The organism is Kribbella sp. NBC_00482 (assembly GCF_036013725.1).
Lineage (GTDB): Bacteria > Actinomycetota > Actinomycetes > Propionibacteriales > Kribbellaceae > Kribbella.
Genome location: NZ_CP107881.1, coordinates 4,501,193 through 4,525,260, shown reverse-complemented (window position 1 = coordinate 4,525,260; position 24,068 = coordinate 4,501,193). Strand labels below are relative to the sequence as shown.

At 68.4% G+C, this 24,068-nt stretch carries 29 protein-coding genes and 1 tRNA gene; 12 read left to right on the top strand and 18 right to left on the bottom strand.

Going from position 1 to position 24,068, the window contains the following annotated elements; all coding sequences use genetic code 11:
• Positions 1-5 precede the first annotated feature (5 nt).
• From bcp to OHB24_RS22225, 3 genes are all read left to right on the top strand, one after another.
• Positions 6-473 carry a thioredoxin-dependent thiol peroxidase gene (gene bcp / locus OHB24_RS22235; protein WP_327632723.1) on the top strand — a complete coding sequence of 156 codons (468 nt, stop codon included), beginning with the start codon at positions 6-8 and terminating at the stop codon, positions 471-473.
• Positions 474-798: 325 nt separating this feature from the next.
• Positions 799-2,430 (top strand): substrate-binding and VWA domain-containing protein, encoded by a 1,632-nt coding sequence (locus OHB24_RS22230; RefSeq protein WP_327632722.1) that lies wholly within the window; start codon positions 799-801, stop codon positions 2,428-2,430.
• Between the two features lie 50 nt (positions 2,431-2,480).
• A tRNA-Leu gene (locus OHB24_RS22225) sits at positions 2,481-2,561 on the top strand.
• 36 nt (positions 2,562-2,597) lie between these two features.
• On the opposite strand, the gene OHB24_RS22220 is transcribed toward OHB24_RS22225, so the two are convergent.
• The gene (locus OHB24_RS22220; RefSeq protein ID WP_327632721.1) at positions 2,598-3,698 is read right to left on the bottom strand and encodes a PEP/pyruvate-binding domain-containing protein; all 1,101 of its coding nucleotides are present in this window, start codon (positions 3,696-3,698) and stop codon (positions 2,598-2,600) included.
• A 72-nt stretch (positions 3,699-3,770) separates the two neighbouring features.
• On the opposite strand from OHB24_RS22220, the gene OHB24_RS22215 reads away from it, so the two are divergent.
• Together OHB24_RS22215 and OHB24_RS22210 are read left to right on the top strand one after the other, a co-directional pair.
• Positions 3,771-4,154 carry a hypothetical protein gene (locus OHB24_RS22215; protein ID WP_327632720.1) on the top strand — a complete coding sequence of 128 codons (384 nt, stop codon included), beginning with the start codon at positions 3,771-3,773 and terminating at the stop codon, positions 4,152-4,154.
• The gene (locus tag OHB24_RS22210; protein WP_327632719.1) at positions 4,154-4,753 is read left to right on the top strand and encodes a transcriptional regulator; all 600 of its coding nucleotides are present in this window, start codon (positions 4,154-4,156) and stop codon (positions 4,751-4,753) included. Before OHB24_RS22215 ends, OHB24_RS22210 begins: the two co-directional genes overlap by 1 nt.
• A gap of 93 nt (positions 4,754-4,846) precedes the next feature.
• Here the strand turns inward: OHB24_RS22210 and OHB24_RS22205 are convergent, their stop codons facing one another.
• From OHB24_RS22205 to OHB24_RS22190, 4 genes are read right to left on the bottom strand one after another with little or no spacing between them, the layout of a single operon-like run.
• The gene (locus OHB24_RS22205) at positions 4,847-5,437 is read right to left on the bottom strand and encodes a hypothetical protein (protein WP_327632717.1); all 591 of its coding nucleotides are present in this window, start codon (positions 5,435-5,437) and stop codon (positions 4,847-4,849) included.
• A 2-nt stretch (positions 5,438-5,439) separates the two neighbouring features.
• Positions 5,440-6,045 (bottom strand): RdgB/HAM1 family non-canonical purine NTP pyrophosphatase, encoded by a 606-nt coding sequence (rdgB, locus tag OHB24_RS22200; protein WP_327632716.1) that lies wholly within the window; start codon positions 6,043-6,045, stop codon positions 5,440-5,442.
• The gene (gene rph / locus OHB24_RS22195; RefSeq protein WP_327632715.1) at positions 6,042-6,758 is read right to left on the bottom strand and encodes a ribonuclease PH; all 717 of its coding nucleotides are present in this window, start codon (positions 6,756-6,758) and stop codon (positions 6,042-6,044) included. Before rph ends, rdgB begins: the two co-directional genes overlap by 4 nt.
• A 23-nt stretch (positions 6,759-6,781) precedes the next feature.
• Entirely contained in the window at positions 6,782-7,636 is an 855-nt protein-coding gene (locus OHB24_RS22190) for an SGNH/GDSL hydrolase family protein (protein ID WP_327632714.1), read from the bottom strand.
• Between the two features lie 146 nt (positions 7,637-7,782).
• On the opposite strand from OHB24_RS22190, the gene OHB24_RS22185 reads away from it, so the two are divergent.
• Positions 7,783-8,955, top strand: a complete 1,173-nt coding sequence (locus OHB24_RS22185; protein WP_131347752.1) for a Gfo/Idh/MocA family protein — start codon at positions 7,783-7,785, stop codon at positions 8,953-8,955.
• A gap of 162 nt (positions 8,956-9,117) precedes the next feature.
• Positions 9,118-9,936 (top strand): SAM hydroxide adenosyltransferase, encoded by an 819-nt coding sequence (locus OHB24_RS22180; RefSeq protein ID WP_327632713.1) that lies wholly within the window; start codon positions 9,118-9,120, stop codon positions 9,934-9,936.
• A 3-nt stretch (positions 9,937-9,939) separates the two neighbouring features.
• On the opposite strand, the gene OHB24_RS22175 is transcribed toward OHB24_RS22180, so the two are convergent.
• The 5 genes from OHB24_RS22175 to murI all read right to left on the bottom strand — a co-directional run bounded on the left by OHB24_RS22175 (position 9,940) and on the right by murI (position 14,561).
• A complete protein-coding gene (locus OHB24_RS22175; RefSeq protein ID WP_327632712.1) occupies positions 9,940-10,521 on the bottom strand; it encodes an acyl-CoA-like ligand-binding transcription factor in 582 nt (193 codons plus the stop codon).
• The gene (locus tag OHB24_RS22170) at positions 10,518-12,014 is read right to left on the bottom strand and encodes a DHA2 family efflux MFS transporter permease subunit (RefSeq protein ID WP_327632711.1); all 1,497 of its coding nucleotides are present in this window, start codon (positions 12,012-12,014) and stop codon (positions 10,518-10,520) included. The genes OHB24_RS22175 and OHB24_RS22170 overlap by 4 nt, the downstream gene beginning before the upstream one ends.
• A gap of 60 nt (positions 12,015-12,074) precedes the next feature.
• Positions 12,075-12,902 carry an alpha/beta fold hydrolase gene (locus OHB24_RS22165; protein WP_327632710.1) on the bottom strand — a complete coding sequence of 276 codons (828 nt, stop codon included), beginning with the start codon at positions 12,900-12,902 and terminating at the stop codon, positions 12,075-12,077.
• The gene (locus tag OHB24_RS22160; protein WP_327632709.1) at positions 12,883-13,629 is read right to left on the bottom strand and encodes an MBL fold metallo-hydrolase; all 747 of its coding nucleotides are present in this window, start codon (positions 13,627-13,629) and stop codon (positions 12,883-12,885) included. The genes OHB24_RS22165 and OHB24_RS22160 overlap by 20 nt, the downstream gene beginning before the upstream one ends.
• Before the next feature lie 128 nt (positions 13,630-13,757).
• Positions 13,758-14,561, bottom strand: coding sequence for a glutamate racemase (murI, locus tag OHB24_RS22155; protein ID WP_327632708.1), 804 nt, complete (start codon positions 14,559-14,561; stop codon positions 13,758-13,760).
• Between the two features lie 168 nt (positions 14,562-14,729).
• On the opposite strand from murI, the gene OHB24_RS22150 reads away from it, so the two are divergent.
• Positions 14,730-15,092: a hypothetical protein gene (locus OHB24_RS22150; protein ID WP_327632707.1), complete on the top strand. Its 363-nt coding sequence runs from the start codon at positions 14,730-14,732 to the stop codon at positions 15,090-15,092.
• A 112-nt stretch (positions 15,093-15,204) separates the two neighbouring features.
• On the opposite strand, the gene OHB24_RS22145 is transcribed toward OHB24_RS22150, so the two are convergent.
• The 4 genes from OHB24_RS22145 to OHB24_RS22130 form a co-directional block, all read right to left on the bottom strand.
• Complete coding sequence (locus OHB24_RS22145) at positions 15,205-15,681, bottom strand: DinB family protein (protein WP_327632706.1); 477 nt, start codon at positions 15,679-15,681, stop codon at positions 15,205-15,207.
• Between the two features lie 62 nt (positions 15,682-15,743).
• A complete protein-coding gene (locus OHB24_RS22140; protein ID WP_327632705.1) occupies positions 15,744-16,691 on the bottom strand; it encodes a PLP-dependent cysteine synthase family protein in 948 nt (315 codons plus the stop codon).
• An 18-nt stretch (positions 16,692-16,709) separates the two neighbouring features.
• Positions 16,710-16,988, bottom strand: a complete 279-nt coding sequence (locus tag OHB24_RS22135; RefSeq protein WP_327632704.1) for a MoaD/ThiS family protein — start codon at positions 16,986-16,988, stop codon at positions 16,710-16,712.
• 2 nt (positions 16,989-16,990) lie between these two features.
• Positions 16,991-17,446, bottom strand: a complete 456-nt coding sequence (locus tag OHB24_RS22130; protein WP_327632703.1) for a M67 family metallopeptidase — start codon at positions 17,444-17,446, stop codon at positions 16,991-16,993.
• Between the two features lie 103 nt (positions 17,447-17,549).
• Here OHB24_RS22130 and OHB24_RS22125 point away from each other — a divergent pair, with 103 nt between their 5' ends.
• Positions 17,550-17,933 (top strand): hypothetical protein, encoded by a 384-nt coding sequence (locus OHB24_RS22125; protein WP_327632702.1) that lies wholly within the window; start codon positions 17,550-17,552, stop codon positions 17,931-17,933.
• Position 17,934: 1 nt separating this feature from the next.
• On the opposite strand, the gene OHB24_RS22120 is transcribed toward OHB24_RS22125, so the two are convergent.
• Complete coding sequence (locus OHB24_RS22120) at positions 17,935-18,912, bottom strand: aldo/keto reductase (RefSeq protein ID WP_327640995.1); 978 nt, start codon at positions 18,910-18,912, stop codon at positions 17,935-17,937.
• 326 nt (positions 18,913-19,238) lie between these two features.
• On the opposite strand from OHB24_RS22120, the gene OHB24_RS22115 reads away from it, so the two are divergent.
• Complete coding sequence (locus OHB24_RS22115) at positions 19,239-19,856, top strand: DUF4352 domain-containing protein (RefSeq protein ID WP_327640994.1); 618 nt, start codon at positions 19,239-19,241, stop codon at positions 19,854-19,856.
• A 7-nt stretch (positions 19,857-19,863) separates the two neighbouring features.
• Here OHB24_RS22115 and OHB24_RS22110 read toward each other — a convergent pair whose 3' ends face one another.
• Both OHB24_RS22110 and clpS read right to left on the bottom strand, forming a co-directional pair.
• Positions 19,864-20,415 carry a DUF2017 domain-containing protein gene (locus OHB24_RS22110; protein WP_327640993.1) on the bottom strand — a complete coding sequence of 184 codons (552 nt, stop codon included), beginning with the start codon at positions 20,413-20,415 and terminating at the stop codon, positions 19,864-19,866.
• Positions 20,412-20,699: an ATP-dependent Clp protease adapter ClpS gene (clpS, locus tag OHB24_RS22105; RefSeq protein ID WP_327640992.1), complete on the bottom strand. Its 288-nt coding sequence runs from the start codon at positions 20,697-20,699 to the stop codon at positions 20,412-20,414. The genes OHB24_RS22110 and clpS overlap by 4 nt, the downstream gene beginning before the upstream one ends.
• A 49-nt stretch (positions 20,700-20,748) precedes the next feature.
• On the opposite strand from clpS, the gene OHB24_RS22100 reads away from it, so the two are divergent.
• Positions 20,749-22,083 carry a nicotinate phosphoribosyltransferase gene (locus tag OHB24_RS22100; protein ID WP_327640991.1) on the top strand — a complete coding sequence of 445 codons (1,335 nt, stop codon included), beginning with the start codon at positions 20,749-20,751 and terminating at the stop codon, positions 22,081-22,083.
• Complete coding sequence (locus OHB24_RS22095; protein WP_327640990.1) at positions 22,080-22,601, top strand: MarR family winged helix-turn-helix transcriptional regulator; 522 nt, start codon at positions 22,080-22,082, stop codon at positions 22,599-22,601. Before OHB24_RS22100 ends, OHB24_RS22095 begins: the two co-directional genes overlap by 4 nt.
• Here the strand turns inward: OHB24_RS22095 and OHB24_RS22090 are convergent.
• Positions 22,590-24,014, bottom strand: a complete 1,425-nt coding sequence (locus OHB24_RS22090) for a PepSY-associated TM helix domain-containing protein (RefSeq protein ID WP_327640989.1) — start codon at positions 24,012-24,014, stop codon at positions 22,590-22,592. The genes OHB24_RS22095 and OHB24_RS22090 overlap by 12 nt on opposite strands.
• Positions 24,015-24,068 lie beyond the last annotated feature (54 nt).

The window sequence follows — 24,068 nt, the reverse complement described above, 5'->3', positions numbered from 1 at the left end:
ACCTGATGTCCGATCGTCTGTCCGTTGGCGACACCGCCCCCGACTTCACCCTGCCCGATGCCGACGGCAACGAGGTGGCATTGGCGGACCTGCGCGGAAAGAACGTGATCGTCTACTTCTATCCGGCCGCGATGACTCCGGGCTGCACCAAGCAGGCCTGCGACTTCCGCGACTCGCTCGACTCGCTGCAGGCCGCCGGGTACGCCGTACTCGGGATCTCCCCCGACAAGCCGGCCAAGCTGGCGAAGTTCCGGGAGCGCGACGGCGTGACGTTCCCGCTGCTCAGCGACCCGGACAAGGCGGTGCTGGAGGCGTACGGCGCGTTCGGCGAGAAGACCATGTACGGGAAGAAGGTGACCGGCGTGATCCGGTCCACGTTCGTCGTCGACCCGGACGGGAAGGTCGCGGTCGCGCAGTACAACGTGAAGGCGACCGGCCACGTCGCCAAGCTGCGCCGAGACCTGGGATTGTGAAAAGGCACCCCCTGACGGGCGTTTCCGGAGGGAAACCTTCGACCGTTTCATGAGCTTGGTCCATAGAACGGTCGTTTGAAGCAAACTACCGCTGTGATTTGGGTCACACAAACATCTCAGCGGACCGCAGCGGAGTCGGCACTCTCGGTGAGTTTTTAAGCGTTCCTGTGAAAGACCCGTACTCCGGGGACGGTTCCGGTTCAGCGACGGGTGTGTCACGACCATCGGCGGCCTTCGCCGTGACGTGCGGAAACCGGGTAATCTGCGCGCGCAGTCTGCCTCTGGGAGGGAGGGACCTGCCGCGATGGGAAAACATTCCTCTGCGGTGACGCGAAGTAACAACAACCGTCGCTCGGTGTACATCACCGCGGTCGGGCTACTGGTGCTGTCGTTGGGCGCCGTCTTCGTAGTCCGCTCCTTCGGGTCCGAGGCAGGCGCCGACGGGTTCCTCGGCGGCGGCAAAGCCTGCGCCGACCCGACACAGATCCAGCTGGCCACCACGCCCGAGATGCAGTCCTCGCTCGAAGCCGCGGCCAAGTCGCTGGCGGCCAAGGGCGGCAAGGACGGCACCCCGTGCCTGCAGATCACCGTCAGCTCGGCGCCGTCGGCCCAGATCGCGCGGGACGTCGCGCACGGCAGCGACAACCGGCCGGACCTGTGGGTTCCGGACTCCTCGCTGTGGGTCGCCCAGGCCGACGACGGCCAGAGCGTCCCGAGCATCGCGGTCGCCTCGATCGCCACGTCGCCGATGGTCATCGTCGGCCGGCGCGACAACTTCGCGGACACCTCGTCCTGGCTGCGCATCATGGCCGCCAACCAGCCGGCACTGCTCGACCCGCTGAACACCTCGCCCGGTGCACTCACATTGCTGGCGGTGCAGAGCGAGCGGCAGAAGACGTCGGCGTCCGACGGTCAGGTGTCGCAGTTGATCGTCCCGCTGGCCCAGCGGCTCGGGTCGATGGCCAAGCCGTACACGGACGTCAACGCACTGTTCGGTCGCGCCGACCAGGACGGCAGCAAGACCGTCGTACCGGCGTCCGAGCAGAGCTTCGTGAAGTACCAGGAAGCGCACCCCGAGGCCCAACTCCGGGCGATCCAGCCCGACACCGGGACGCTGTACCTGGACTACCCGATCGTCATCACCGCGAAGTCGGAGACCGACGCGGCGAACGACGCCGCCCAGGCACTGACCACCGAACTGCTGACCGACAGCGCCACACAGGCCCGTGACCAGGCCGGCTTCCGCGACACCACGCTGAACCCGCTCGGCGGCGGTCGCGGCGTCGGCGACGTGAACCAGCTGACCAAGCCGACCAGCGACGCGATCGACACCACACTGCAGAACTGGACCCGGCTGTCGCTGTCCACGCACTCGCTGGCGGTCATCGACATCTCCGGTTCGATGGCCGAGAAGGTCGGCAACAAGACCCGGATGCAGCTCACGATCGAGGCAGCCGCCGGCGGCCTCAGCCTGTTCCCGGACAGCGCGGAACTCGGCCTGTGGACGTTCTCGACGACCATCGGCAGCGACAAGGCCGACTACAAACCACTGGTGCCGATCGCGCCGCTGTCGAAACGGCAGCGCGGCAAGATCGTCGACCAGCTGAAGATCCAGCACCCGATCCCGAACGGCGGCACCGGGCTGTACGACACCGCGATCGCCGCGGTCCGGCAGGTCCGGCAGGAGTACAAGTCGAACGCGGTCAACACGGTCCTGCTGTTCACCGACGGCAAGAACGACGACCCCGGCAGCCCGACGCTCGCCGAGGCCGTCCAGGCGCTCAAGGCCCAGCAGGACCCGTCCCGCCCGGTCCGCATCATCGCCCTGGGCATGGGCCCCGAAGCGAACGCGGACGAGCTCAGCGCCCTGGCCGGAGCCACCGGCGGCGCGGCGTACGTAGCCCGCAACCCCGGCGACCTGAAGAACGTCTTCATCGACGCCCTCCAGAGCCGCTGACCCGAGTCGCCTCCCCTAGGATGTCTGTCCAAGGGGCGGCGACTCCCCCAGCCTGAGTGGTGGAACGGCAGACACGCCGGCTTTAGGTGCCGGTGCCCCCGGGCGTGCGGGTTCAACTCCCGCCTCAGGCACAACCTGTTGGACCTCCGGCCGCAGGCCGTCGCGTGTTAGACGCGGACGGTGCCTGTGGTGCCGTTGAGGGTTGTTGGGGTGTTGGTGGGGATTTGGGTTGTGGCTCGGGGGACGGCCAGGACTGCGGGGATTTTGTGTTCTCGGGCGACTATGGCGGCGTGGGACAGGAGGCCGCCTTGTTCGGTGATTACGCCTGCGGCTATGGACAGGAGCGGGGTCCAGGCGGGGTCGGTGTGGGGGCAGATGAGGATGTCGCCGGGGCGGACGCTGGGGAAGTCGGCCGGGCCTCGGACGACTCTGGCGGGGCCGGTTGCTGTGCCGTGGCTGCCTGGGATGCCTACCAGCAGGTGCTCGTCGCCGACTTCACCGGTGAGAGGCGGCGGTTGGGTTGTGATGGGGCGGGACTGCAGGAGCCAAGGGGTGTTGGCAGTCAGGGACCACTCGATGTCTTGGGGGCTGCCTAGGAGTGCGGTGACTGTTTGAGCTAAGGCTGCTAGTTGTACGGCGGTGGCGTCGGAGAGGGTCGGCGTACGGCGTTGATCGGTGGGGACTCGGCGTACGGTCAAGGCTGAGCCTTGGCGGTCTAGGGACGTGAGTTTGTCGGCGATTGTGCGGGTGACTGTGCCGCCCGCGGTGACCTGGTAGCGGTCGGGGGTTACTCGGCCCTCTACGACGCTTGGGCCCAGGCCCCAGGAGGCCTCGATCAGCGTGGGCCCGTTTGGGTCGGTGAACATCACGCCGGAGACATCGGCGTCCAGGTGGCGCTGGATGATCACGGCCATCGCCGGGGCGTCGGAACCGTTGCGGTATGCCGTTGCTCGCGGGGACCACACGGACGCCCAGCAGGCGCGTACGGCGTCGACGACCGCAGCGATCCCTTGTACGCCGAGGAAGCTGTCGTGCTGCCCCGCTGCCGAGGTGAGCGCGGTGTCCTCGTTCGCGGCCGATGACCGCACGGCGACCGGAGGATCGCCCACGCTCGCGAGCCACCGCGAGAGCCCATCATCAATCTGCTGGGCGCCGAACGGGATGACGATGCCTTCGGGGACTAGGAGGCCGGCCTGGAGGAGGGTGGCGAGGGTTGCTGCTTTGGCGCCGCAGCAGTCGATGGTTGCGTCCGCGAGCGGCACCAGCATGCAAGGCTCCTATCAACGAAACGTTGACAACAGAATGTTGACAACGTTCTGTTGATGATCCACTGTTGGCGGATGCGACGCAAGCAGGACGCGGCGGCGACCGCGGATCAGGAACAGGCCGAACGCCAGCGCGAGGCCAGGGCACACCTCCTCGACCTGGGAGCAAAGGATCTCCCGGCGCGACCATGGCGACCGGCGCCGATCCCCTTGTCTGCGGTGGATTTCACGCAGTTCGCGGCCTGGCGGGCCGCCGACCTGAGCGACGACGATCTGCTGGCGGCGCTGGCGTTGTTGCCGGCTGCCCGAGCGGAGGTCGACGAGGTCGAGGCCGGGCTGCTGTTCATGGCCAGGAGTGCTGGGCTGACCTGGGCGGAGATGGCCGACGCGATGGGGTTCAGCTCGCCGCAGGCCTGTCAGCAGCGGTTCAACCGGCTGACCGCGCGGCAGGAGACCTGATGCACCTCGTACTGCATGCGGTCCGGCTACTGGGGTTCGCGGACACGACGGCGATCGCGCGACGTTTTCAACTGCAGGACGTGGAGGATGCGTTGAAGGACGCCGAGGTGCGCGGGTGGACGACGTACAGCAGCTTCGCGGGTACGTCGGGCTGGTCGCTTACCGAAGCAGGCCGCACAGAGAACGAGCGCCTGCTCAAGGCCGAGCTGACCGACGCGGACGCTGTCAGCAAGGTGTACGCCGAGTTCTTGCCGGTGAACGGCATGCTGCAGCAGGCCTGCACCGACTGGCAGCTGCGGCCGACGCCGACCGACCCGCTCGCAGCGAACGACCACACCGACCCCGAATGGGACGCCGGCGTACTACACGAGCTCAAGGTGATCGACGGCGCGCTCGGGAGTATCACTCGACGGTTGACGGAGGTGCTACCGCGGTTCGGTGGGTACGACCTGCGGTTCTCACAAGCTCTTGCACGCGCCACCGCAGGCGGGACCGCCTGGGTCGACCGCAGCGACGTCGACTCCTGCCACCGCGTCTGGTTCGAACTCCACGAAGACCTACTAGCCACCCTCAACCTGCACCGCGGCGACCAGCCCTAACGGCACCTTGCTCGCTGCCCTGTCCGCATTGGTGGAGTGTTTCTGGCGCTATCCCAGCAAACCCTCCTAACAACGCCTCCCCAGGTCCAACGACTAGTTGCCGACGGCGTCCAAGTAGGCTGCGCCGCGGGGGGAGAGGCGGTAGCCGGTCTCGAGGCTGTAGGTGAGGCCGAGGTTCTTGAGTTTGCGTACGTCGAGTTTGAACGGTGCCGTCTGGCGCCCGAGAGAGGCCGCGAGGTCCCCGGCCCGGGTCGCGGGCGTGGTCTGGATCAGCCGGAGAGTGTCAACAGTCCAAGGCCCGTGGTGGCTGAGCTCGTCGAACTTGTCGAGGCGCTCCCGGAGGTCGGCCACCTCAGCTTCCGACAGCGAGGACTGCGCGGCCAGTTCCTCCCGCGGGTCCGCACCCTCGACGAGGTGGAAGCGGATCAGGAACGTCGGCAACGTGTCGTCGCCCCGCAGCCGGCGCCGTACGTCCTTCGCGTTCTGGCGGTCGGCGAGTGCCACGTCCGGGTCGCCGTCCGCGATCAGCTCCGGGTTCACCTGCCGGATGCTGTCGATCTCGATCCGGCCCGCGTTCGTCCGGTAGATCCGCCCCTCGACCACGCGCGGCTCGGCCCACCGCCGGTACGCCACGGTGATCTCGCCGCTCTCGACGCCGTCCTTGTCCGATCCAGCGAACAACATGTCTAGCTCCCCAACGCCTTCGCCACGATCGGGGCCAGTTCGCGCAGTGCCTTGCCGCGGTGGCTGATCGCGTCTTTCTCTTCGATCGACAGTTCAGCGGTCGTGCGGTCGTACCCGTCGGCCTGGAACAGTACGTCGTACCCGAAGCCGCCGGTCCCGCGCAACGAGCGGATCACCGACCCGCGCATCTCGCCGAGCACGAGCTCGTCCGGTCCGTCCGGCCGGACGAACGCGACCGCCGCCACGAACGACGCGCCGCGACGCTCGTCCGGCACGTCCTCCAGCTGCCCGAGCAGCAGCACGTTGTTCGCGTGGTTGTCCTTCGCCGGCCCCGACCACCGCGCCGACAGTACGCCGGGCATCCCGTTCAGTGCGTCGACGCAGATCCCGCTGTCGTCGGCGATCGACGGCAGTCCGGTCGCGGCGAGTGCGGCCCGCGCCTTGAGCAGCGCGTTCCCCTCGAACGTCGGCTCGGTCTCGGCCGGTTCGTCGTACGGCGGTACGTCGCCGAGCCCGAGCACCTCGATCCCGGGCACGATCGGCGTCAGGATCCGCCGCAGCTCCTCGAGCTTCTTCTTGTTGTTCGAGGCAAGCAATACACGCGTCACGCCAGCGCCTCCTGCTGGATCTTGGCCAGGTCCGCGCAGCCTGCAAGACCCAGTGAAAGCAGGCTGTCCAGCTCGGAGCGGTCGAACGGCGCGCCCTCCGCCGTACCCTGCACCTCGATGAACTTGCCGTCGCCGGTGATCACCAGGTTCATGTCCGTCTCGGCCCGGACGTCCTCCTCGTAGCAGAGGTCCAGCATCGGCACGGAGTCGATGATGCCGACCGACACCGCGGACACCGTCCCGGTCAGCGGCTCGCTCTTCAGCAGCTTCCGCTCCCGCAGGAACGAGACCGCGTCGGCCAGCGCGACGTACGCACCGGTGATCGCCGCGGTCCGGGTGCCGCCGTCGGCCTGCAGTACGTCGCAGTCGAGCACGATGGTGTTCTCGCCGAGCGCCTTGTAGTCGATGACGGCCCGCAGCGAGCGGCCGATCAGCCGGGAGATCTCGTGGGTACGCCCACCGATCCGGCCCTTCACCGACTCGCGGTCCGAACGGGTGTTGGTGGCCCGCGGGAGCATCGCGTACTCCGCGCTCACCCAGCCGAGACCGGAGCCCTTGCGCCAGCGCGGCACGCCCTCGGTCACACTCGCCGCGCACAGCACCCGGGTGCGCCCGAACTCGACCAGCACCGAGCCCTCGGCGTGGTCGAGCCAGTTCCGGGTCACCGTCACGGGTCGGAGCTGGTCAGCATTACGTCCGTCAATCCGAGCCATACCCAGACCCTAGTCGCAGTTGCTCAGGTCCGAAGAACCGGCGGGAGCTCCTCTCGCTTCTTCGGACGCAGGCGCATCCCCTCCGAGGACGGGAGCGACTGCGTCAGCGCCATCCGGGCGGCCCAGGGCAGCAGGTCGTTGGCCCGCCGCCCGACCCACGGCACGCCTTCGCGCACCAGCCACGCCGCATCCGCCCACTTGCTCGGCGGCCGGTACGCACAGTCCAGATCAGGCGGTACGTCGATACGCAGCCCGCGGACCGCCAGCTCATCCGCGAACGCCCGTGCCAGCTTGCGGTGCCCGCGCTCCCCCGGATGCAGCCGGTCGACGCTCCAGAAGTCCCGCCGGTACACCTCGGGGTCGTCGGCCATGTCCAGCCGGATCCCGCCGTACCGTGCATGCAGGTCGTCGTACGCGAGGTTGACCTGCTCGATCCGGTGCCACAGCGGTCGCCGCAGCCACCGCGGCAGGCCGAACACCTGGCCGTGGTCGTGGAACCGGACCGTCAGCACCAACGCGCCGCGGGCGGTCAGCTGCTCCGCGCACAGGTTCAGGTGCTCGCGGATCCGGCCGGCGTCGAAGGTCGATCGCAGGGTGTCGTTGACGCCGACGATCAGAGAGGCGAGGTCTACAGGACCATCACCGGTTGAGGGCAGTTGCTCGGTCGCGACGACCGGCACGGTGGCGCCGCTGGTCGCGAAGTTGGAGAACGTCACACGGTGGGTGCTGGCCAGGGAGTCGGCGAGCAGCGAGGCCCAGCCCCGCCACCCCTCGCCCGGGCGCGCACCGGCACCGGACAGGTCGGTCGTACTGCCGTTCATCGGGTCCCCGACCCCTACTGTGGTCGAGTCCCCCAGTGCCACGTAGTGGAGGCTCACATTCCGCCATGGTGCGGGTACGGAGCGAGACGCCGATGTGCGCTGGATGACGTGTGGGGCAATTCCAGCTGGAGGATCGGTGATTGCTTGCCAGAATTGCTCGGAGTTAGGCTGTTGCAAACAACTATGTGCAGGAGCTGCTTGGTATGACTGATCTTCGGTTTGGCGTGGTGGGGCTCGGGGCGCGCAGCCGCATCGCGCAGTACGCGCACCGTCCCGGCGAGGGCTCGGAAGTTGTCGCGGTCTGTGACCCGGTCGCGGGACAGCGGGATCTCGCGCTGGAGCTGTATCCGGACGCCACGGCGTACGCCGACCACTCCGAACTGCTCGACCAGAAGCTCGACGGCGTGTTCCTGACGACGCCCGACGACCTGCACGAGGGTCCGGCGATCGACTTCCTCGAGGCCGGGGTGTCGGTGTTCGTGGAGAAGCCGCTGGCGATCACCACCGAGGGCAGCGACCGGGTCCTGCAGGCGGCGTACGACTCCGGCGCCCGGCTGTACGTCGGCCACAACATGCGTCACATGCCCGTCGTGCTCACGATGCGCCAGCTGATCCAGGACGGCGCGATCGGCGACGTGAAGGCCATCTGGTGCCGGCACTTCGTCGGCCACGGCGGCGACTTCTACTTCAAGGACTGGCACGCGGACCGTACGCGCACCACCGGTCTGCTGCTGCAGAAGGGCGCTCACGACATCGACGTGATGCACTGGCTGGCCGGCGGCTACACGACCCGGGTGAACGCGATGGGCGCGCTCACGCTGTACGGCGGGATCACCGACCGGCTCGACCGGACGGGACAGCGGTTCAAGGACTTCGTGTCCAGCGACAACTGGCCACCGCTGGAGCAGAAGGGCCTCGCGCCGGTGATGGACGTCGAGGACCTCTCGATGGCGAACCTGCTGCTGGACAACGGGGTCTTCATGACCTACGAGCAGTGCCACTACACGCCGGACTACTGGCGCAACTACACCGTCATCGGCACCCACGGCCGGCTCGAGAACTTCGGTGACACCGCGGGCGGTGTCGTGAAGGTGTGGAACAGCCGTCGCTCCGGTTACCGCGAGGACGCCGACCAGGTCGTCGAGATCGCCGGGGAGACCGAGCACCACGGCGGCGCCGACCCGCACCTGGTCGCCGAGTTCGTGAACTTCGTCCGCGACGGCGGCGCGACGCTCACCTCTCCGATCGCGGCCCGCGCCGCGGTCGCCGCCGGCTACGCCGCCACCCAGTCCCTGCGCGCGAACGGCGTACCGCAGGACGTCCCGGCCCTGGACCCGGCCCTGGTCGCCTATTTCGACAACGGCCAGACGCGCTGACGGTGCTACTCTCATGGACGTGACCAGGTACGCCGCTATGCGAATGCTGAGCCCTCGATTCGGAGGTCTCTAGCGGCGTAGGCACGTGTGCTTGCAGCGAGAGGCCCCCGATGTCGGGGGCCTCTTTCGTTTCCCAACGGCTGCAACCACCTGGAGCTCCACATGATCACGTACATCACCGACTGTTATGACGGCAATGCCCGCGCCAGACTCAGCATCCGGATCGGCGCTCTGTTCGGCCAGGCACCGACGATCGTTGCCGCCGACGGACCCGACCCGGAGTCGTTCGCCGCACTCACCCTGCTCGACTGCCTGATCGCCACGACCTCGCTCGGCGAGGACGCGCACCCGACGATCACGCTGCTGAACATCGCCCCGCGCGACGGCGTCTGGCCGAACGGCGTACCGTTCTGCTTCTTCTGGCACGGCAAGCACCTGGTCGCGAGCACCTTCAACGCCCGCGTGCTTTCCCTGGTACGGCGTGAGCTCGGCATCGAGCACGTCTACGTCACCGACATCCGCGAGGCGGTGACGGCGGCCGGCTTCGGCGCGGACGACATCGAGAAGATCGCCGGCACGCAGTTCCGCAGCCTGTGGTACCTGCCGTTGCTCGCGAAATGGGTCGCCGACGGCCGCGCGGTCCCGGCGACCGAGACCGCCGTACCCGAGGTCCTCGACGACGAACCGACCGTGAGCGTCGTCGACAACTTCGGCAACTGCAAACTCGACCAGCGCCTCGACCTCGTCGCCGGCACGACGCTATCTGTTGCCCGACGCAACAATGACGGCAGTACGACGATCGTCGACGTCACGTGCTACCCACACCTGACCGCCGTACCGCGGAACGCGCCGGGCATCGTGCCGGGCAGCTCCGGCACCGGCTTCACCGAACTCGTCATCCGCGGCGGCTCTGCAGCCGAAGCCTTCGGCCTGCAACCAGGTGACACGCTGCTGGAGCGTGCTGCCGAGAAGGTCGCGTGAAGGTCAGGCCATCGGGAGGCCGGCCGCGAGGTGGTCGAAGGCCTGATCCATCGTCGCGAGGTACTGCGGGAGCGGCGCGTCGATCATGGATTCGTACGTCGCCATGACGACGCCGACGACCGCGCCGGCCCAGGCGCGGACCGCGAAGTCGTCGGCGGGGCGGCCGGTGCGTTCGGCGGCGAGGGTCGCGAGCAGGTCGATGCCCTCGTACAGCTGGTCGAGCATCCGGACCCGGAGCTCGGGGGCGCTGATCACCAGGCGCTGGCGTTCGGACTCCAGCTCCCACTCCTCCGGGGTCAGCGCGTCCATGCCCTGCCGGATCGCCGCCCGCAACGCCTCGGTCGGGTGCAGGTCGGGCGGCTGGCCGCGGAACAGCTCGATCATCACCGGGTCGAGCCGGTCGAGGACGATGGTGTCCTCCTTGGTCGGGAAGTACCGGAAGAACGTCGCCGGCGACACCTCCGCTGCGGCGGCGATCTCCTGGACTGTGGTCTCGGCGTACCCCTGGTCGCGGAAGAGCCGCAGCGCGTGCTCCTGGATCGCCGCCCTGGTCTTCGCCTTCTTCCGTTCCCGCAACCCGCTCATGCCTTGATTGTCGCAAGTTCCGGCGCGGTTGCCTGGGTACGGCGGGGCAGGAAGGCCAGCGCGAGCACGATGGACACCACCGCGAGGCCGCTGCAAGCCCACAGCGTCATGTCCATACCGTTGACAAACGCCGCGCGGGCCGAGCGGGTCAGCTCGGGCGAACCGATCGCGACCGCCGCCGACGCACTGTCGCGCGCAGCCTCCGCGGCCGCGGACGGAAGGCCCGTGACGTCCAGGTGGTTGCGGTACGCCGTGTTGAGCACCGTGCCGAGGATCGCGACGCCGAGCGTCCCGCCGACCTGGCGCGACGCCTGGATGAGCGCCGACCCGGAGCCGCTCCGGTCGAGAGGCAGCGCGGCGAGCGCGAGCCCGTTCATCGGCGGCAACGTGAAGCCGATGCTGACCCCCACCAGGCTGACCCAGATCGCGGTGAACCCGTAGCTGTCGCCGACCCTCGTGAATGCCCCCACCGCCAGACCCATGAGCATCAGCGAGAAGCCGATGACCACCGAGACCCGCGCCCCGGCCGCCTCGACCAGACGCTCCGCGACCTTCGCGCCGATCAGCATCCCGCCGATGATCGGCAGCAACCGCAGCCCGGCCTGGAACGCGTCCGCGCCCTGCACCGCCTGGAACAGTTGCGGCAGCACGAACAGCAACCCCACCAGCGCGAACGACGCTAGCGTCGCTAGCACCGTGCCCCACGTGAAGCCGGCCGACCGGAACAAAGACAAGTCGATCAAGGCATCCGCCGTACGCCGGGCCCACGCCCAGAATGCGGTCAGGAAGACCACTCCGGCCGCGATCCCGCCGAGCGCCCACGCCGACCCCCAGCCGTGCTCACCCGCGGCGATGAACCCGTACGTCAGGCAGACCAGCCCGGCCGCTGTCAGCAGGATTCCCGGTACGTCGATCCGCCGCGACCGGTGGCCACTCGTCGACGGGATCAACAGAGCCACTGCAACTAGTCCGATTGCAACTAGTGGCAGGTTGATCAGGAAGATCGAACCCCAGCGGTAGTGGTCCAGCAGCCAGCCGCCGAGCACCGGGCCGAGCGGGATGCCGAGCGAGTTCGCCATCAGCCAGATCGTCATCGCACGCTGCCGTTCCTCCGGGGCGAACAACAGGTTGAGCAGCGACATCGACAGCGGGATCAGGAACGCCGAACCGATCCCGAGCGCCGCGCGACCCGCGATCAACTGACCGGGAGAGTCGGCGAACGCGCACGCCGCCGACGCCAGCCCGAACACCACCAGCGCCCCGAGCATCAGCCGCTTCGGCCCGAACCGGTCCCCCAGCAGTCCCGCCGGCAACAGCAGCGAAGCGAGCACCAGCGTGTACGCGTTCGCGAACCACTGCAACTGACTCGTCGACGCCTGCAGGTCGGTCGCCAGGGTCGGCAACGCGACGTTCAGCACGGTCAGATCCAGCCCGATCACGATCAGGCTGAGCGACATCGCCGCCAGGGCCCACCACCGCCGCGGATCCAGCATGACAAACACCTTTCTGAGATCAACTCTAATTTGAGAGTAGATCTCAGAATTGCGATCTGTCTACTGGACAGCGCCGCGCAGCACCTCCCGGACAAGCTCCGGCTGCTCCAGCCAGGGTGAGTGGCCGGCGGCCGGGATCAGGTGGAACGTGTGATTCGGGACATGGTCGGCGAGATCGCGGACCGCCCAGGCCGGGCGTGGATCCCCGGCGCCGTGGACGAACGTGACCGGGGCCTGGATCGCGGCAGCCTGTGCCGCCAGCTCCTCAGGTGCCAGGCGTCCGGTTGCCCCCAGCGCGCGGTTGGCGGCGAAGTTGATCGGAAGATCGACGGACGCGCTCGCGTACGCCCACTCCATCGCGCGCTCCCGATCGGCATGGTCGGTGAACCAGGACAGCGCGCGGAACTCGGTCTCCTCGGCCGGCGTGCGTTGCCTGCCGGACAGTTCCTCCAGTCGCGCGAACTGCTCGGGTGTCATCCGGCGGGCCTGCTCGGAGTCGTACGCCGTACGCCAGTCGCCGATGCCGACACCGTCGAGGTACACGACCCCGGCCACGTGATCGCCGTACGTCGCGGCGTACGTCATCGCCAGCGTCGCGCCGAAGGAGTGGCCGATGACGACGATCTGCTCATGACCGAAGTACGCGCGGAGCTCGTCGATGTCGCGTGCCGACCGGGCCAGCGTCTGCACGTCGGACGGGTCCGAGCGACCGCAGCCGCGCTGGTCGAAGCGGTGCACGACGACGAGGTCGTCGAGCATCTCCGCGAGTACGGCGTAGTCGTCCCACAGGCCCGGTCCGCCGTGCAGGATCACGACCGCCGGCCGACCGGTCGCCGTACCGGTGGTTGCGGTCCACAACCGAATGCCGTCAGATGTCGAAAACGGCATGCGGCGTAGCGATCTCGACCGGTCCGGAGAAGGTACGGCGGGCGTTCTCGGCCTGCGTCACGCGGTCGTACCAGGGCGGCACGTGCGTGATGACGAGCCGCTTCACACCAGCCTTCTTCGCATGCTCACCAGCGTCCGCGGGCGTCAGGTGCAGGTCAACCGGATTGTTCGGTTCGTTGTCCGGCAGTGCGGCCTCGGACAGCAGTACGTCGGCGCCGCGAGCGAGCTCGATCAACGCGTCGTTCGGGCCGGTGTCGCCGGTGTAGACCAGCGACTTGCCGCCGTGCTCCACCCTGATCGCGAACGCCGGCACCGGGTGCACCATCGGCGCGGTGCGGATCGTGAACGGCCCGATCTGCTGAACATCCTGCCAGGCATGGAATTCCAGCTCCTCCTCCATCCCGGGATCGAGCGGCAGGTCGTACGCCAGCGCCATGCGTTCCGACGTACCGGGCGGCCCGAACACGGGGATCCGCGGGATCGGCGCCCCCGGCGCATAGCGCGCCGCGACGTACAACCCGCACAGATCCATACAGTGGTCAGGATGCAGGTGGGACAGGCCGATCGCCCCGATCTCCGGTACGGCGACATGCCGTTGGAGCGAACCGAGCGCGCCACTGCCGAGGTCCAGGATCAGGTTGAACCCGTCGGCTGTGACCAGATAGCTCGAGGCGGCCGAGTCCGGCCCGGGCACAGACCCGGAGCAACCGATCACGGTGAGCTTCATATCTGGAACACTACCGGCGAGTCGACCCCCGCGCAGGACGACCGGACGCGTCGATTCGGTTACCACACAGGCATCCGGGCGCCTTCCGGTGCCTTGGACAACGGCCGGGTGCGACCTGGATCACACCGTCACCGGACCCAGGCGAACTGGTCGACCACTCCGAGGGCCGGGCCGAGGAAGCGGGAGCCGATCGCGGCGAACTCCGCGGGGTTGCCGGTGGTGACGAAGCGGTGCGCCGGGGTCGGGAGATGGTCGGGCCGGAGCAGGCCGGTCTTGGTGAGTACGCCGTACACGTCCTTCGCGCACTCCTCGGCGCTGCTGACCAGCGTGACGTTGTCGCCCATCACGTACGAGATGACGCCGGTGAGCAACGGATAGTGGGTGCACCCGAGGATCAACGTGTCGACGCCCTCCTCGACCAGCGGGTCCAGGTACTCGTGGGCGGCCTCGAGCAGCTCCGGTCCGGACGTGACGCCGGACTCCACGAAGTCCACGAACTTCGGGCATGCGTGCGTGAACAGCTCCACCTGCGGCGCGGCCGCGAACCCGTCCTCGTAGGCGAGCGATTGCGCGGTCGCCTTCGTGCAGATCACGCCGACGCGCTGGTTCCGCGTCGCCGCCACGGCCCGGCGCGCGGCCGGCAGGATCACCTCGACGACCGGTACGTCGTACCGCTCGCGAGCGTCCCGCAGCATCGCGGCACTCGCGGAGTTGCACGCGATCACCAGCATCTTCACGCCGGCCTCGACGAGATGGTCCAGGCATTCGAGCGCGTACTCGCGCACCTCGGCGATCGGCTTCGGCCCGTACGGCTGCCGCGCGGTGTCGCCCAGATAGAGAATCGGCTCGTGCGGCAACTGATCGAGTACCGCGCGGGCGACGGTGAGTCCCCCGAAGCCTGAGTCGAAGATCCCCACCGGTGCGTCTGCCACGGGAAAAGCTTATACAGGTCCGCGACCGGGCAGATCACAAGTGCAGCCTTACCTAACCGCTGGGGACGACACGCCGAGGTTGTCCACATCTTTACGTTATGGAATTGCCTTTTCGCGTGATGCGCGCCACTCTGGAGCGATGTTTGCTCGACCGCCCCTCGTGATGCCATGGATCTGACGCATCACCTCGCGGTGGTACTGGGTACCACCGCCGCACCGACTCCGCAGCCCGAACACGTCGCCGCCGCAGGACAAGCGGCGAGTCAGGCCACGGAGTCGAACAACGGCACAGCCGCGGACATCGCGTCGTCCATCGGACCGACGGGGCTCCTGCTGCTGGCGCTGATGACGATAGTCGCTGCGTACGTCGTCTCGCTGTCGCTGCACCCGAACGCCAAGTGCAACCGGTGCAAAGGTGCCGGCCGGCACCGCGGCAGCATCTTCAGTTATGCCCAACGCCCGTGCAGCAGCTGCAAGGGCCGCGGCATCCATCCCCGACTCGGCCGCAAGGTCCTGTTCAAACAACCGTAGGCACCATGACGTAACCACCCCTGCAGGTGCCTAAGGCAACAAAGGCGCCACCAGCCCGGACCGGCCCTCCGCCCGCCGTTCCGGTTCCCCTCACTCCTGCACCGAAAAGGTTTCAGCGTCCCGTTCGGCCGTCGAGCTGCTCGCGCAGGATGTCGGCGTGCCCCGCATGCCGGGCGGTCTCCTCGATCAGATGCACGAGCGTCCACCGCCGCGACGGCGCAGCACGCGCGCCCGGCCGCGGCCCCGGTACGGCGAGGTCGTCCCAAGCCGCAACCGCCGCGTTCGCTTCGGCTCCCACCTTCCGGTACGCCGCGAGCACCTCCGACGCCGTCTCGTCGGCTCCCGCGTGGAACGTCGCCTTCCAATCCGGCACCTCATGCCCGAGCAAGTGGTACCGCTCCACCGCGGTCAGATGCTTCACGAGTCCGAGCAGATTGGTCCCGGAAGGTACGCCGGGTGCGCGCACCTCGTCCTCCGGCACACCCTCCGCCTTGGCCGCGATCGACGTCCGGAGATAGTCGAGGAAGCCGAGCAGTACGTCGCGCTCGCCCGGCGCGGTCGCCGGCGGTCCGGTATCACGTCTCTTCACCCGGCCAAGCCTGCCGTCCGGCAGGTGCTTCGGGCACAAGAAGTTGCCGGTCCAGCAACGGCTCAGGCCCAGAGTTGGCCTTCGAGACGGTCCTCGGCTTCGTCGATGGTGCCTTCGTAGGCGCCGGTGGACAGGTACTTCCAGCCGCCGTCCGCGACCACGAACGCGATGTCGGCCGACTCGCCGTCGCGCACGCACTTGGCCGCCTGGCCGAGCGCCGCGTGCAGGATCGCGCCGCTCGAGATGCCGGCGAAGATGCCTTCGTTGTCGAGCAGTTCGCGGACCCGGCGGACGGCGTCCCGCGGGCCGACGGAGAAGCGGGCGTCGATCAGCGTCTCGTCGTACAGCTCGGGAACGAAGCCCTCGTCGAGGTTGCGCAGGCCGTAGACGAGTTCGCCGTACCGCGGCTCGGCGGCGACGATGCGCACCTCCGGCTTGTGCTCGCGGAAGAACCGGCCGGCGCCCATCAGCGTGCCGGTGGTGCCGAGGCCTGCGACGAAGTGCGTGACGGACGGGAGGTCCTCGAAGATCTCCCGCGCGGTGCCGTCGTAGTGCGCGAGCGCGTTCGACGGGTTGCCGTACTGGTACAGCATCACCCAGTCCGGGTGCTCCTCGGCGACCTGCTTCGCGACCCGGACCGCCTCGTTGGAACCGCCCGCGGCCGGGGAGGAGATGATCTCGACACCCCACATCCGCAGGATCTGGCGGCGCTCCTCGGAGGTGTTCTCCGGCATCACGCAGACCATCCGGTACCCGCGGAGCTTGGCCGCCATCGCGAGCGAGATACCGGTGTTGCCGGACGTCGGCTCGAGGATCGTGTTGCCCGGACGCAGCCGGCCGTCCTTCTCGGCGTCCACCAGCATCCGCAGCGCGGCCCGGTCCTTGATCGACCCGGTCGGGTTGTGGTCCTCGAGCTTCGCCCAGAGCCGTACGTCGGCCGTCGGCGACAACCGCGGCAGCCCGACCAGCGGGGTGCCGCCGACCGAGTCGAGCAAACTGTCGAAGCGCATGTTCTCGAACCCGGTCCGTCAGCCGCCGGCGACCGCGGGGAGCACGACGACCACGTCGCCGTCCTTGACCTCGGTCTTCAGCCCGCCGGTGAACCGGACGTCCTCGTCGTTCACGTACACGTTCACGAACCGGCGCAACTCCTCCGGCTCACCCTCCACGATGCGCTCCTTGAGGCCCGGGTGGGTGCCGTTCACGTCGTCGATGAACTCGGCCAGGTTCACGCCGTCGCCGGTGACCGCCTTCGCGCCACCCGTGTAGGTGCGCAGGATCGTCGGCACGCGCAGCTCGATCGCCATCTTCAGTGCTCTCCTTCTGTCTCCGCATAAGAACCAACCACGCGTACTTCTTCTTCCGTGACCTCGCCGTCGACGATCCGGTACGACCGGAACTCGACCGGCCCGTCGTACGACGGGGAGTCGGCGCCGTCCCGTGTCGACACCAGCACGTAGTGGGCGCCCGGCTCCTGGGCCAGGTTGATGTCGGTGCGTGACGGGTACGCCTCGGTCGCGGTGTGCGAGTGGTAGATCACCACCGGCTCCTCGTCCCGCTCGTCGAGCTCCTTGTAGAGCCGCAGCAGGTCACCCGAGTCGAACTCGTAGAACGTCGGCGACATGGCGGCGTTCAGCATCGGGACGAACCGGGTCGCCCGGTCCGAACCTTCCGCGCCCGCGACCACGCCGCACGCCTCGTCGGGATGATCCCGCCGGGCATGCGCAACGATCGCGTCAACAGTCGCCTTCTCGATCACCAACACGCCTCCACGGTAGTTGGCCGAACCGCCGCATCCGGCCGACCGCACTCTGCGTCCAGATAGTGGATGGTTTCGGAGAGTAGTCAGACGGTGATACTGGGCAACTATGAGGGGATTACGGAAGTACTGGGGCTGGGGACTGCTGGCGATCATGCTGACCGTGATCTGGTCGTGGAGCCTCGGGCCGGCCGTGCTGATCGCGGGGTGGGCGCTGGTGACGGCCTATTTCCTGTTCCAGGTACCCGTCTGGTGTGGCGCCGAGGGCCGGCAGGGGCCGTGCAGGAACAACTCGTCGGGGATCCTGCTCGGGTGCAGGCAGGTGCGTCAGCACAAGTACCAGAAGCTCAAGCTCGCGGTAGTACCGCGCAGATGGCGTGAGCTGAACCGCGGGCTGTGGGTCAATCCGGCCAAGTGTCTGGCCAGCGCGGGAGCGGTCGTCGGCATCGTCACCGGAATCGTGTCCACGACCGTGAGCGTCGTTCGAGGCTGATCTACCAGCGGTCGTGGATCTGGGGGCGGATCAGGTCGTCGTACGTCTGCTGGACGGCGGCCAACTGGTCGGCGGTCAGTGGGGTGAGGGTGGCGGCGGAGATGTTGCCGGCTACCTGGGCCGGGTTGCGGGCGCCGGGGATCACGACCGAGACGCCGGGCTGGTCGAGGATCCAGCGGAGCGCGAACTGGGCCATCGTGGCGCCGGCCGGGAGCCAGGGCATCAGGCGGCGGACCGCTTCCAGGCCGGTGGCGAAGTCGACGCCGGAGAAGGTCTCGCCGACGTCGAAGGCCTCGCCGTGCCGGTTGTACGTGCGGTGGTCGTCGTCGGCGAACGTGGTGTGTTCGTCGTACTTGCCCGAGAGCAGCCCGCTGGCGAGCGGGACGCGGGCGATGATGCCGACGCCGGCCGCCTGTGCCGCGGGCAGGACCTCGTCGAGCGGCTTCAGGCGCAGCGCGTTCAGGATGATCTGCACCGACGCGACGTTCGGCCGTGCGATCGCGGTCAGCGCCTCGGCGCAGGTCTCGACACTGACGCCGTACGACGCGATGCGGCCCTCGTCGACGAGAGTGTCGAGCGCGTCGAAGACCTCGTCGTCGGAGTAGACCGGCGTCGGCGGGCAGTGCAACTGCGCCAGGTCGATCGTGTCGACGCCGAGGTTCTGCCGGGAGCGGTCGTTCCACGCGCGGAAGTTCTCCAGCACGTAGTTCGACGGCACCTGCTCGACGCGGCGGCCCATCTTCGTCGCCACAGTCAGGCCCTCGGACGACTTGAGCACCTGCCCCACGAGCCGCTCGCTGCGCCCATCGCCGTACACGTCCGCGGTGTCGATGAACGTCACGCCACCGTCGATCGCCGCCTGCAGCACCGCGATCGCGTCGCTCTCGTCCACCGACCCCCAGTCGGCCCCAAGCTGCCAAGCCCCAAGCCCAACCACACCAACACCCCGCCCGGTCCGCCCGAGCCGCCGCATCTCCATACGGGCCACCCTAATCAGCCCTGCGGAGGGGAAAGAAATGTGCGTGTGCTGGCGATTTGTTTCCCCGCCTCAACGCACGTTGTACAAGAGCGCGGACCTCCACCACTCATCAAGTCCCCCGGAGCAGCCCGAGCGTAGACACATCGAGCGTGGCCGGCGATCACCAGCGATGGTTGGTGAGTGGCGGACGTCCGCCGACCGGCGGCGCGAATCACAGATCAGTCACACATCGCATCCGGTCCGGTCCGCATCTGGCGCACACCAGTCACACGCCGTTACCGTCACGACTAGATCCCGAGGGGGGCTCGGGGAAATGGGGGAACACCGTGTCACACAGAGCGTTCACGCGCGCCGTCATCGGCCTGAGTATTGCGGCCTTCACAATCGCCGGCTGCGCGACGCCACAACAAGCGTCAAAGCAGGCCGGCTCGGGAGCGACGACCAACTCCGCACCGACCTCCGTGCCGACGGAGGGCGATTCTCCGTACGACACCGAACCGCCTGCCGTCGAGGAGACCACACCTGCCGAGGAGGAGCCGGCGATCGCAAAGGTCGGCGCGACCCAATGGTTCACCTACGAGGACGGTCTTAAGGTCCAGGTGACGAAGGTCGACCGCTTCAAGATCAGTCAGTACGCCTCCGGCGGTACGCCGGGCGGATCCGGTGTGATCGTCACCGTGACGATCCGGAACGGCACGAAGAAGACCGCCGACCTGACGCTGACGACAGTGAAGCTGGCCTACGGCGCAAACGGTGATCAGGCCGCTGACGTCTTCGACTCCGAGAACGGGCTCGACGGCGGCTTCGAGGGCTCGGTGACACCCGGCCACGCGAGGACCGCCAAGCTCGGGTTCGCGGTACCGAAGGGCCGGCAGGCGATGGACGTCGAGGTCCAGCCCGGCTTCGACTACGAATCGGTCCACTTCGAGGGCTCGGTCAAGTAGTCAGCAGTCAGCGCATGTTGTGGAGGAGGGCGGATTGGAGGTAGCCGAGCCAGTCGTAGAGGTCGTAGGTCAGGCGGCGCGGATCGTCGTCGGGGAGTTTCTCCCAGGTGGTGTAGTCGTCGTCGTCCTTGATGTCGAGGCGGGTGCCGATGGCGAGGCGGAGGTCGTTCAGCGCACGCAGCCAGGAGAGCTGCTCGTCCGGCTCGAGGGCGATCTCGTCGGCACCGGACTCCTCGAGAGCGGACAGCACCCGCTTGGCGTCGGTGACCTTGCCCTCGCGCAGCCCCCGCTCGGTGAACCGGCGGAACTCGGACGACGCCATGTCGTCCTGCTTGTACGCGTCCGGCAGCAGCCGCTGCAGTACGACGTCCTCGGGCGGCGACGTCGGCCCGTCGGAGTCCAGCAGCGCCGCGAGCGGGTCGCTGGACTCGGTGGCGCGCGGCGGCAGACCGTCGTACAGCAGCTCGACCAGGTTGCGGAGCAGGTTCGCGAGAATGTCCGCCTCGTGCTCGGCGAAACTGACGACGACGGTCTTGCGGCGCCTGCGGAACCGGGTCACGACTTCTCGCAGGTGGCCCACAGGCCGTAGGTGTGCATCGCTTCCACGTCGCGTTCCATCGCTTCCCGGTTGCCGTTCGAGACCGCCGACCTGCCTTCCTTGTGCACCTGCATCATCAGCTTCTCCGCCTTCTGCTTGGAGTAGCCGAAGTAGGTCTGGAAGACGAAGGTGACGTAGTCCATCAGGTTGACCGGATCGTTCCAGACGATGGTCACCCAGGGCGGGCTCAACTCGATCGCCTCGTCGACCTCGGCGCTCTCGAGTTCGCTTGGTGCGGTGGTCACCTGTCCATTCTCTCCATCATCGGTTCCGGTCTCGCAATAGGCTGCTCCTGTGACGCACTCGACCGCGCTCTTGACAGACCATTACGAGCTCACCATGCTGCAGGCCGCGCTGGCCGACGGCACGGCGCAGCGCCGCTCGGTGTTCGAGCTGTTCGCCCGCCGGCTACCGGACGGCCGCCGGTACGGCGTGGTCGCGGGCGTCAACCGCCTGCTGGACGCGCTCGAGCGGTTCCGGTTCGACGAGCAGACGATCGCCTTCCTGGCCGATCGCGGCGTCGTCGACCAGGCTACCCGGGACTGGCTGGCGGAGTACCGGTTCTCCGGCGACATCTCCGGCTACGCCGACGGCGAGATCTTCTTCCCCGGCTCGCCGGTGCTCGTGGTGGAGTCGTCGTTCGCCGAGGCAGTGCTGCTGGAAACCGTTTTCTTGTCGATCCTGAACCACGACTCCGCGGTCGCCTCGGCGGCGTCGCGGATGACCTGGTGGGCGGGTGGGCGGCCCTGTATCGAGATGGGTTCGCGGCGGACCCACGAGGAGGCAGCGGTCGGCGCGGCGCTGGCGGCGTACATCTCCGGGTTCAGCGCGACCTCGAATCTGGAGGCTGCCCGCCGGTTCGGCATCCCGAGCACTGGGACGGCGGCGCATGCGTTCACGCTGCTGCACGACCGCGAGGAGGACGCGTTCCGGTCGCAGGTCGACGCGCTGGGCAAGGGTACGACGCTGCTCGTCGACACGTACGACGTCGCCGAGGCGGTGCGGACCGCGATCGAGCTGACCGGCCCTGAGCTGGGCGCGGTCCGGCTGGACTCGGGTGACCTGCCGTCGCTGGCCGGGCAGGTCCGCGAGCAGCTGGACTCGCTGGGCGCGACGAAGACCCGGATCATCGTGACGAGCGACCTGGACGAGTACCAGATCGCCGCGCTCGCGCCGGCGCCGGTCGACGGGTACGGCGTGGGTACGTCGCTGGTCACCGGCTCCGGGTACCCGACCTGCGGGTTCGTGTACAAACTCGTCGCCCGCGAGGACGCGAGCGGCGAACTGATGCCGGTGGCGAAGAAGAGCCCGGACAAGATCTCGATCGGCGGCCGGAAGTGGGCGCTGCGGCGGCGTACGGCGGCCGGGGTCGCGGAGGTCGAACTGATCGGCGTCGGTGAGCAGCCGGTCGACGACGGCGACGACCGCGTGCTGCTGAAGCCGCTCGTCGAGCAGGGCAAGATCGTCGGCCGGACCACACCGGAGGAGTCGCAGGCGCACCACGAGAAGGCCCGCGACGAGCTCCCCCGCTCCGCCAGCCAACTCAGCCGCGGCGAACCCGCCATCCCCACCGACTACATCGGCGACTACACCAACCGGAACCCCTTCCGCCCGCGGAGCCACACGTGACCACCCCGAGCAACACGGCCGACACGTCCGGCGCGGGCCGCCCGGACAGCTCGGCCGGCCATGGTGGGTGGTCGCCGGATGCTCCGGCGGATGAGGCCGATGTTCTGATCGCCTTGCGGTTCGCGGAGCGCGCGACGCGGAAGGCGATCGCGGAGGAGCTCGCGGGGACCGTGCTGCACGCGGGCCAGGAGCTGGTGCTCGCCAAGCTGCTGCACCACGGCTCGCTCCCGGTGGCGCGGCTCGCGAAGGTCCTGGACGTCGAGGTGCCGACGGCAACCAAGACGACCCAGCGGATGGAGGCCGCCGGACTGGTCCGCCGGGTGCGCAACACCACCGACGCCCGCCAGGTCGGCATCGAGCTGACCGACCGCGGCGTCGAGCTCGCCCACACAGTCCAGGAGATCTACGACCGCGCGGGTCGCCGGGCGCTTGCGAAGCTCACGCCCGAGGACCGCCGGATTCTCCGCAACCTGCTCTGGACCGTCACCATGACCCTCGAGCCGATGTCATACGAGTAGCTCGTCCGCCGCGGCCGCAGCCTCAGCTGCCGGCTCTTCCGGTGACGGCTCGGTCGTGCCGGTCTTCCGCCAGCGATAGAGACCGATCAGCAGATCGATCACCACGAACGCGGCCAGGCTGATCCCGAGCAGCGGCAGGAACATCCCGACCCCGACCGCAACGACGAGCAGCGCGACCACCGCGAGCACGGGGATCTCCCGCCACGCACCACGCCGGGCCGGACGACCGAACCGCAAGGCATGCCCTCGCGTCGGCCGGCGCAGCCACCACATCCGGTAGCCCCAGATCACCGACGCGACGACGGTCCCGGCGACGATCAGCAGCAGGATCTGGTTGACCAGGCCGAACAGCATGCCCATGTGCGCGTCGATCCCCCACCGCGACAGCTTCGCCCCGATCGGGTAGTCCTCGAACCGGACGACGTCGACGACCTTCCCCGACATCGGGTCGACCGCGACCGAATCGGCCTGGGTCGGCCAGGCCTTCCCGATCTCGCTGACCACGAACGACGTGCCGGACGTCTTCGGCGCCACCATCTCGAGCGGCCCGTCCAGCTGGGCCGAGCGGGCGGACTGCAACGCCTGGGTCCATTCGTCGACCGCCGGGTCGACCTCGCCGCCGGGGAACGCGTGTCCCTCGTGACCCGCGTGGTCGGCGTCGGCGAGCGCCGTACTGACCGTCGGTGTCTTCCAGTCCAGCGACGCCTTCAGCTCGGTCACGTTCGCTCCGGCGAAACGCGACCAGGTGAGGCCGGTCGCCGACAGGAACAGCATCCCGAGGATCACCCACGTCCCGAGAACTCCGTGCCACGACAACGTACGGCGGCGTGCGCTGCCGGATCGCTCTACCCGCCAACGAGATCCGCTCCGGCGGCCGGTGAACCACAGCACCAGGCCCGCCAGGGCGATCAGCCACAACCACGATGCGGCCAGCTCGCTGTAGTTCCGCCCGACGTCACCGAGGTGCAGGTTCGCGTGCAGACGCGACAGCCAGGTGCGGAACGGCAACGCACCACTGGAGCCATAGGCAACGAGCTCGCCGGTGACCTGCGCGTTGCCCGGATTCACGAACACAGCAAGGCGTTCCGACTCACCGAGCCCGGGTGCGTCGAACAGCACCCGGGTGGTGTCTCCCGGCCCGGCCGCCGGGCGTACGGCGAGCAGCGTGCCTTCCGGTTGACGCTCCCGAGCAGCCGTTACCTGGTCGCCGATCGGCCTCGTCGTACCCGAGCTCTCGACGGCGATCGTGTCGCGGTACAGCGCGTTCTCGATCTGCGGGGCCAACGCGTAGAGGAACCCGGTCAGCGCTGTCAGGAGGAGGAACGGGCCGACCAGGATCCCCGCGTAGAAGTGCAGGCGGACCAGCAACGGCCGAACGCCACCACGTCGCACAGACTGTTCAGTAGAAGACACGGGCACACCTCTCGGGACGGAGCGTCAGTGATCCGAAACACCCCGTCACTGTGG

Bases quoted from the DNA above. Each gene is read 5' to 3' on its own strand.
- OHB24_RS22180 (WP_327632713.1), top strand. From the start codon at position 9,118: ATGATCACGTACATCACCGACTGTTATGACGGCAATGCCCGCGCCAGA.
- OHB24_RS22140 (WP_327632705.1), bottom strand. From the start codon at position 16,691: ATGCGCTTCGACAGTTTGCTCGACTCGGTCGGCGGCACCCCGCTGGTC.
- OHB24_RS22125 (WP_327632702.1), top strand. From the start codon at position 17,550: ATGAGGGGATTACGGAAGTACTGGGGCTGGGGACTGCTGGCGATCATG.
- OHB24_RS22170 (WP_327632711.1), bottom strand. From the start codon at position 12,014: ATGCTGGATCCGCGGCGGTGGTGGGCCCTGGCGGCGATGTCGCTCAGC.
- OHB24_RS22120 (WP_327640995.1), bottom strand. From the start codon at position 18,912: ATGGAGATGCGGCGGCTCGGGCGGACCGGGCGGGGTGTTGGTGTGGTT.
- OHB24_RS22175 (WP_327632712.1), bottom strand. From the start codon at position 10,521: ATGAGCGGGTTGCGGGAACGGAAGAAGGCGAAGACCAGGGCGGCGATC.
- OHB24_RS22205 (WP_327632717.1), bottom strand. From the start codon at position 5,437: ATGTTGTTCGCTGGATCGGACAAGGACGGCGTCGAGAGCGGCGAGATC.
- rph (WP_327632715.1), bottom strand. From the start codon at position 6,758: ATGGCTCGGATTGACGGACGTAATGCTGACCAGCTCCGACCCGTGACG.
- bcp (WP_327632723.1), top strand. From the start codon at position 6: ATGTCCGATCGTCTGTCCGTTGGCGACACCGCCCCCGACTTCACCCTG.
- OHB24_RS22165 (WP_327632710.1), bottom strand. From the start codon at position 12,902: ATGCCGTTTTCGACATCTGACGGCATTCGGTTGTGGACCGCAACCACC.
- OHB24_RS22220 (WP_327632721.1), bottom strand. From the start codon at position 3,698: ATGCTGGTGCCGCTCGCGGACGCAACCATCGACTGCTGCGGCGCCAAA.
- OHB24_RS22185 (WP_131347752.1), top strand. From the start codon at position 7,783: ATGACTGATCTTCGGTTTGGCGTGGTGGGGCTCGGGGCGCGCAGCCGC.
- OHB24_RS22160 (WP_327632709.1), bottom strand. From the start codon at position 13,629: ATGAAGCTCACCGTGATCGGTTGCTCCGGGTCTGTGCCCGGGCCGGAC.
- OHB24_RS22150 (WP_327632707.1), top strand. From the start codon at position 14,730: ATGGATCTGACGCATCACCTCGCGGTGGTACTGGGTACCACCGCCGCA.
- OHB24_RS22215 (WP_327632720.1), top strand. From the start codon at position 3,771: ATGCGACGCAAGCAGGACGCGGCGGCGACCGCGGATCAGGAACAGGCC.
- OHB24_RS22135 (WP_327632704.1), bottom strand. From the start codon at position 16,988: ATGGCGATCGAGCTGCGCGTGCCGACGATCCTGCGCACCTACACGGGT.
- OHB24_RS22210 (WP_327632719.1), top strand. From the start codon at position 4,154: ATGCACCTCGTACTGCATGCGGTCCGGCTACTGGGGTTCGCGGACACG.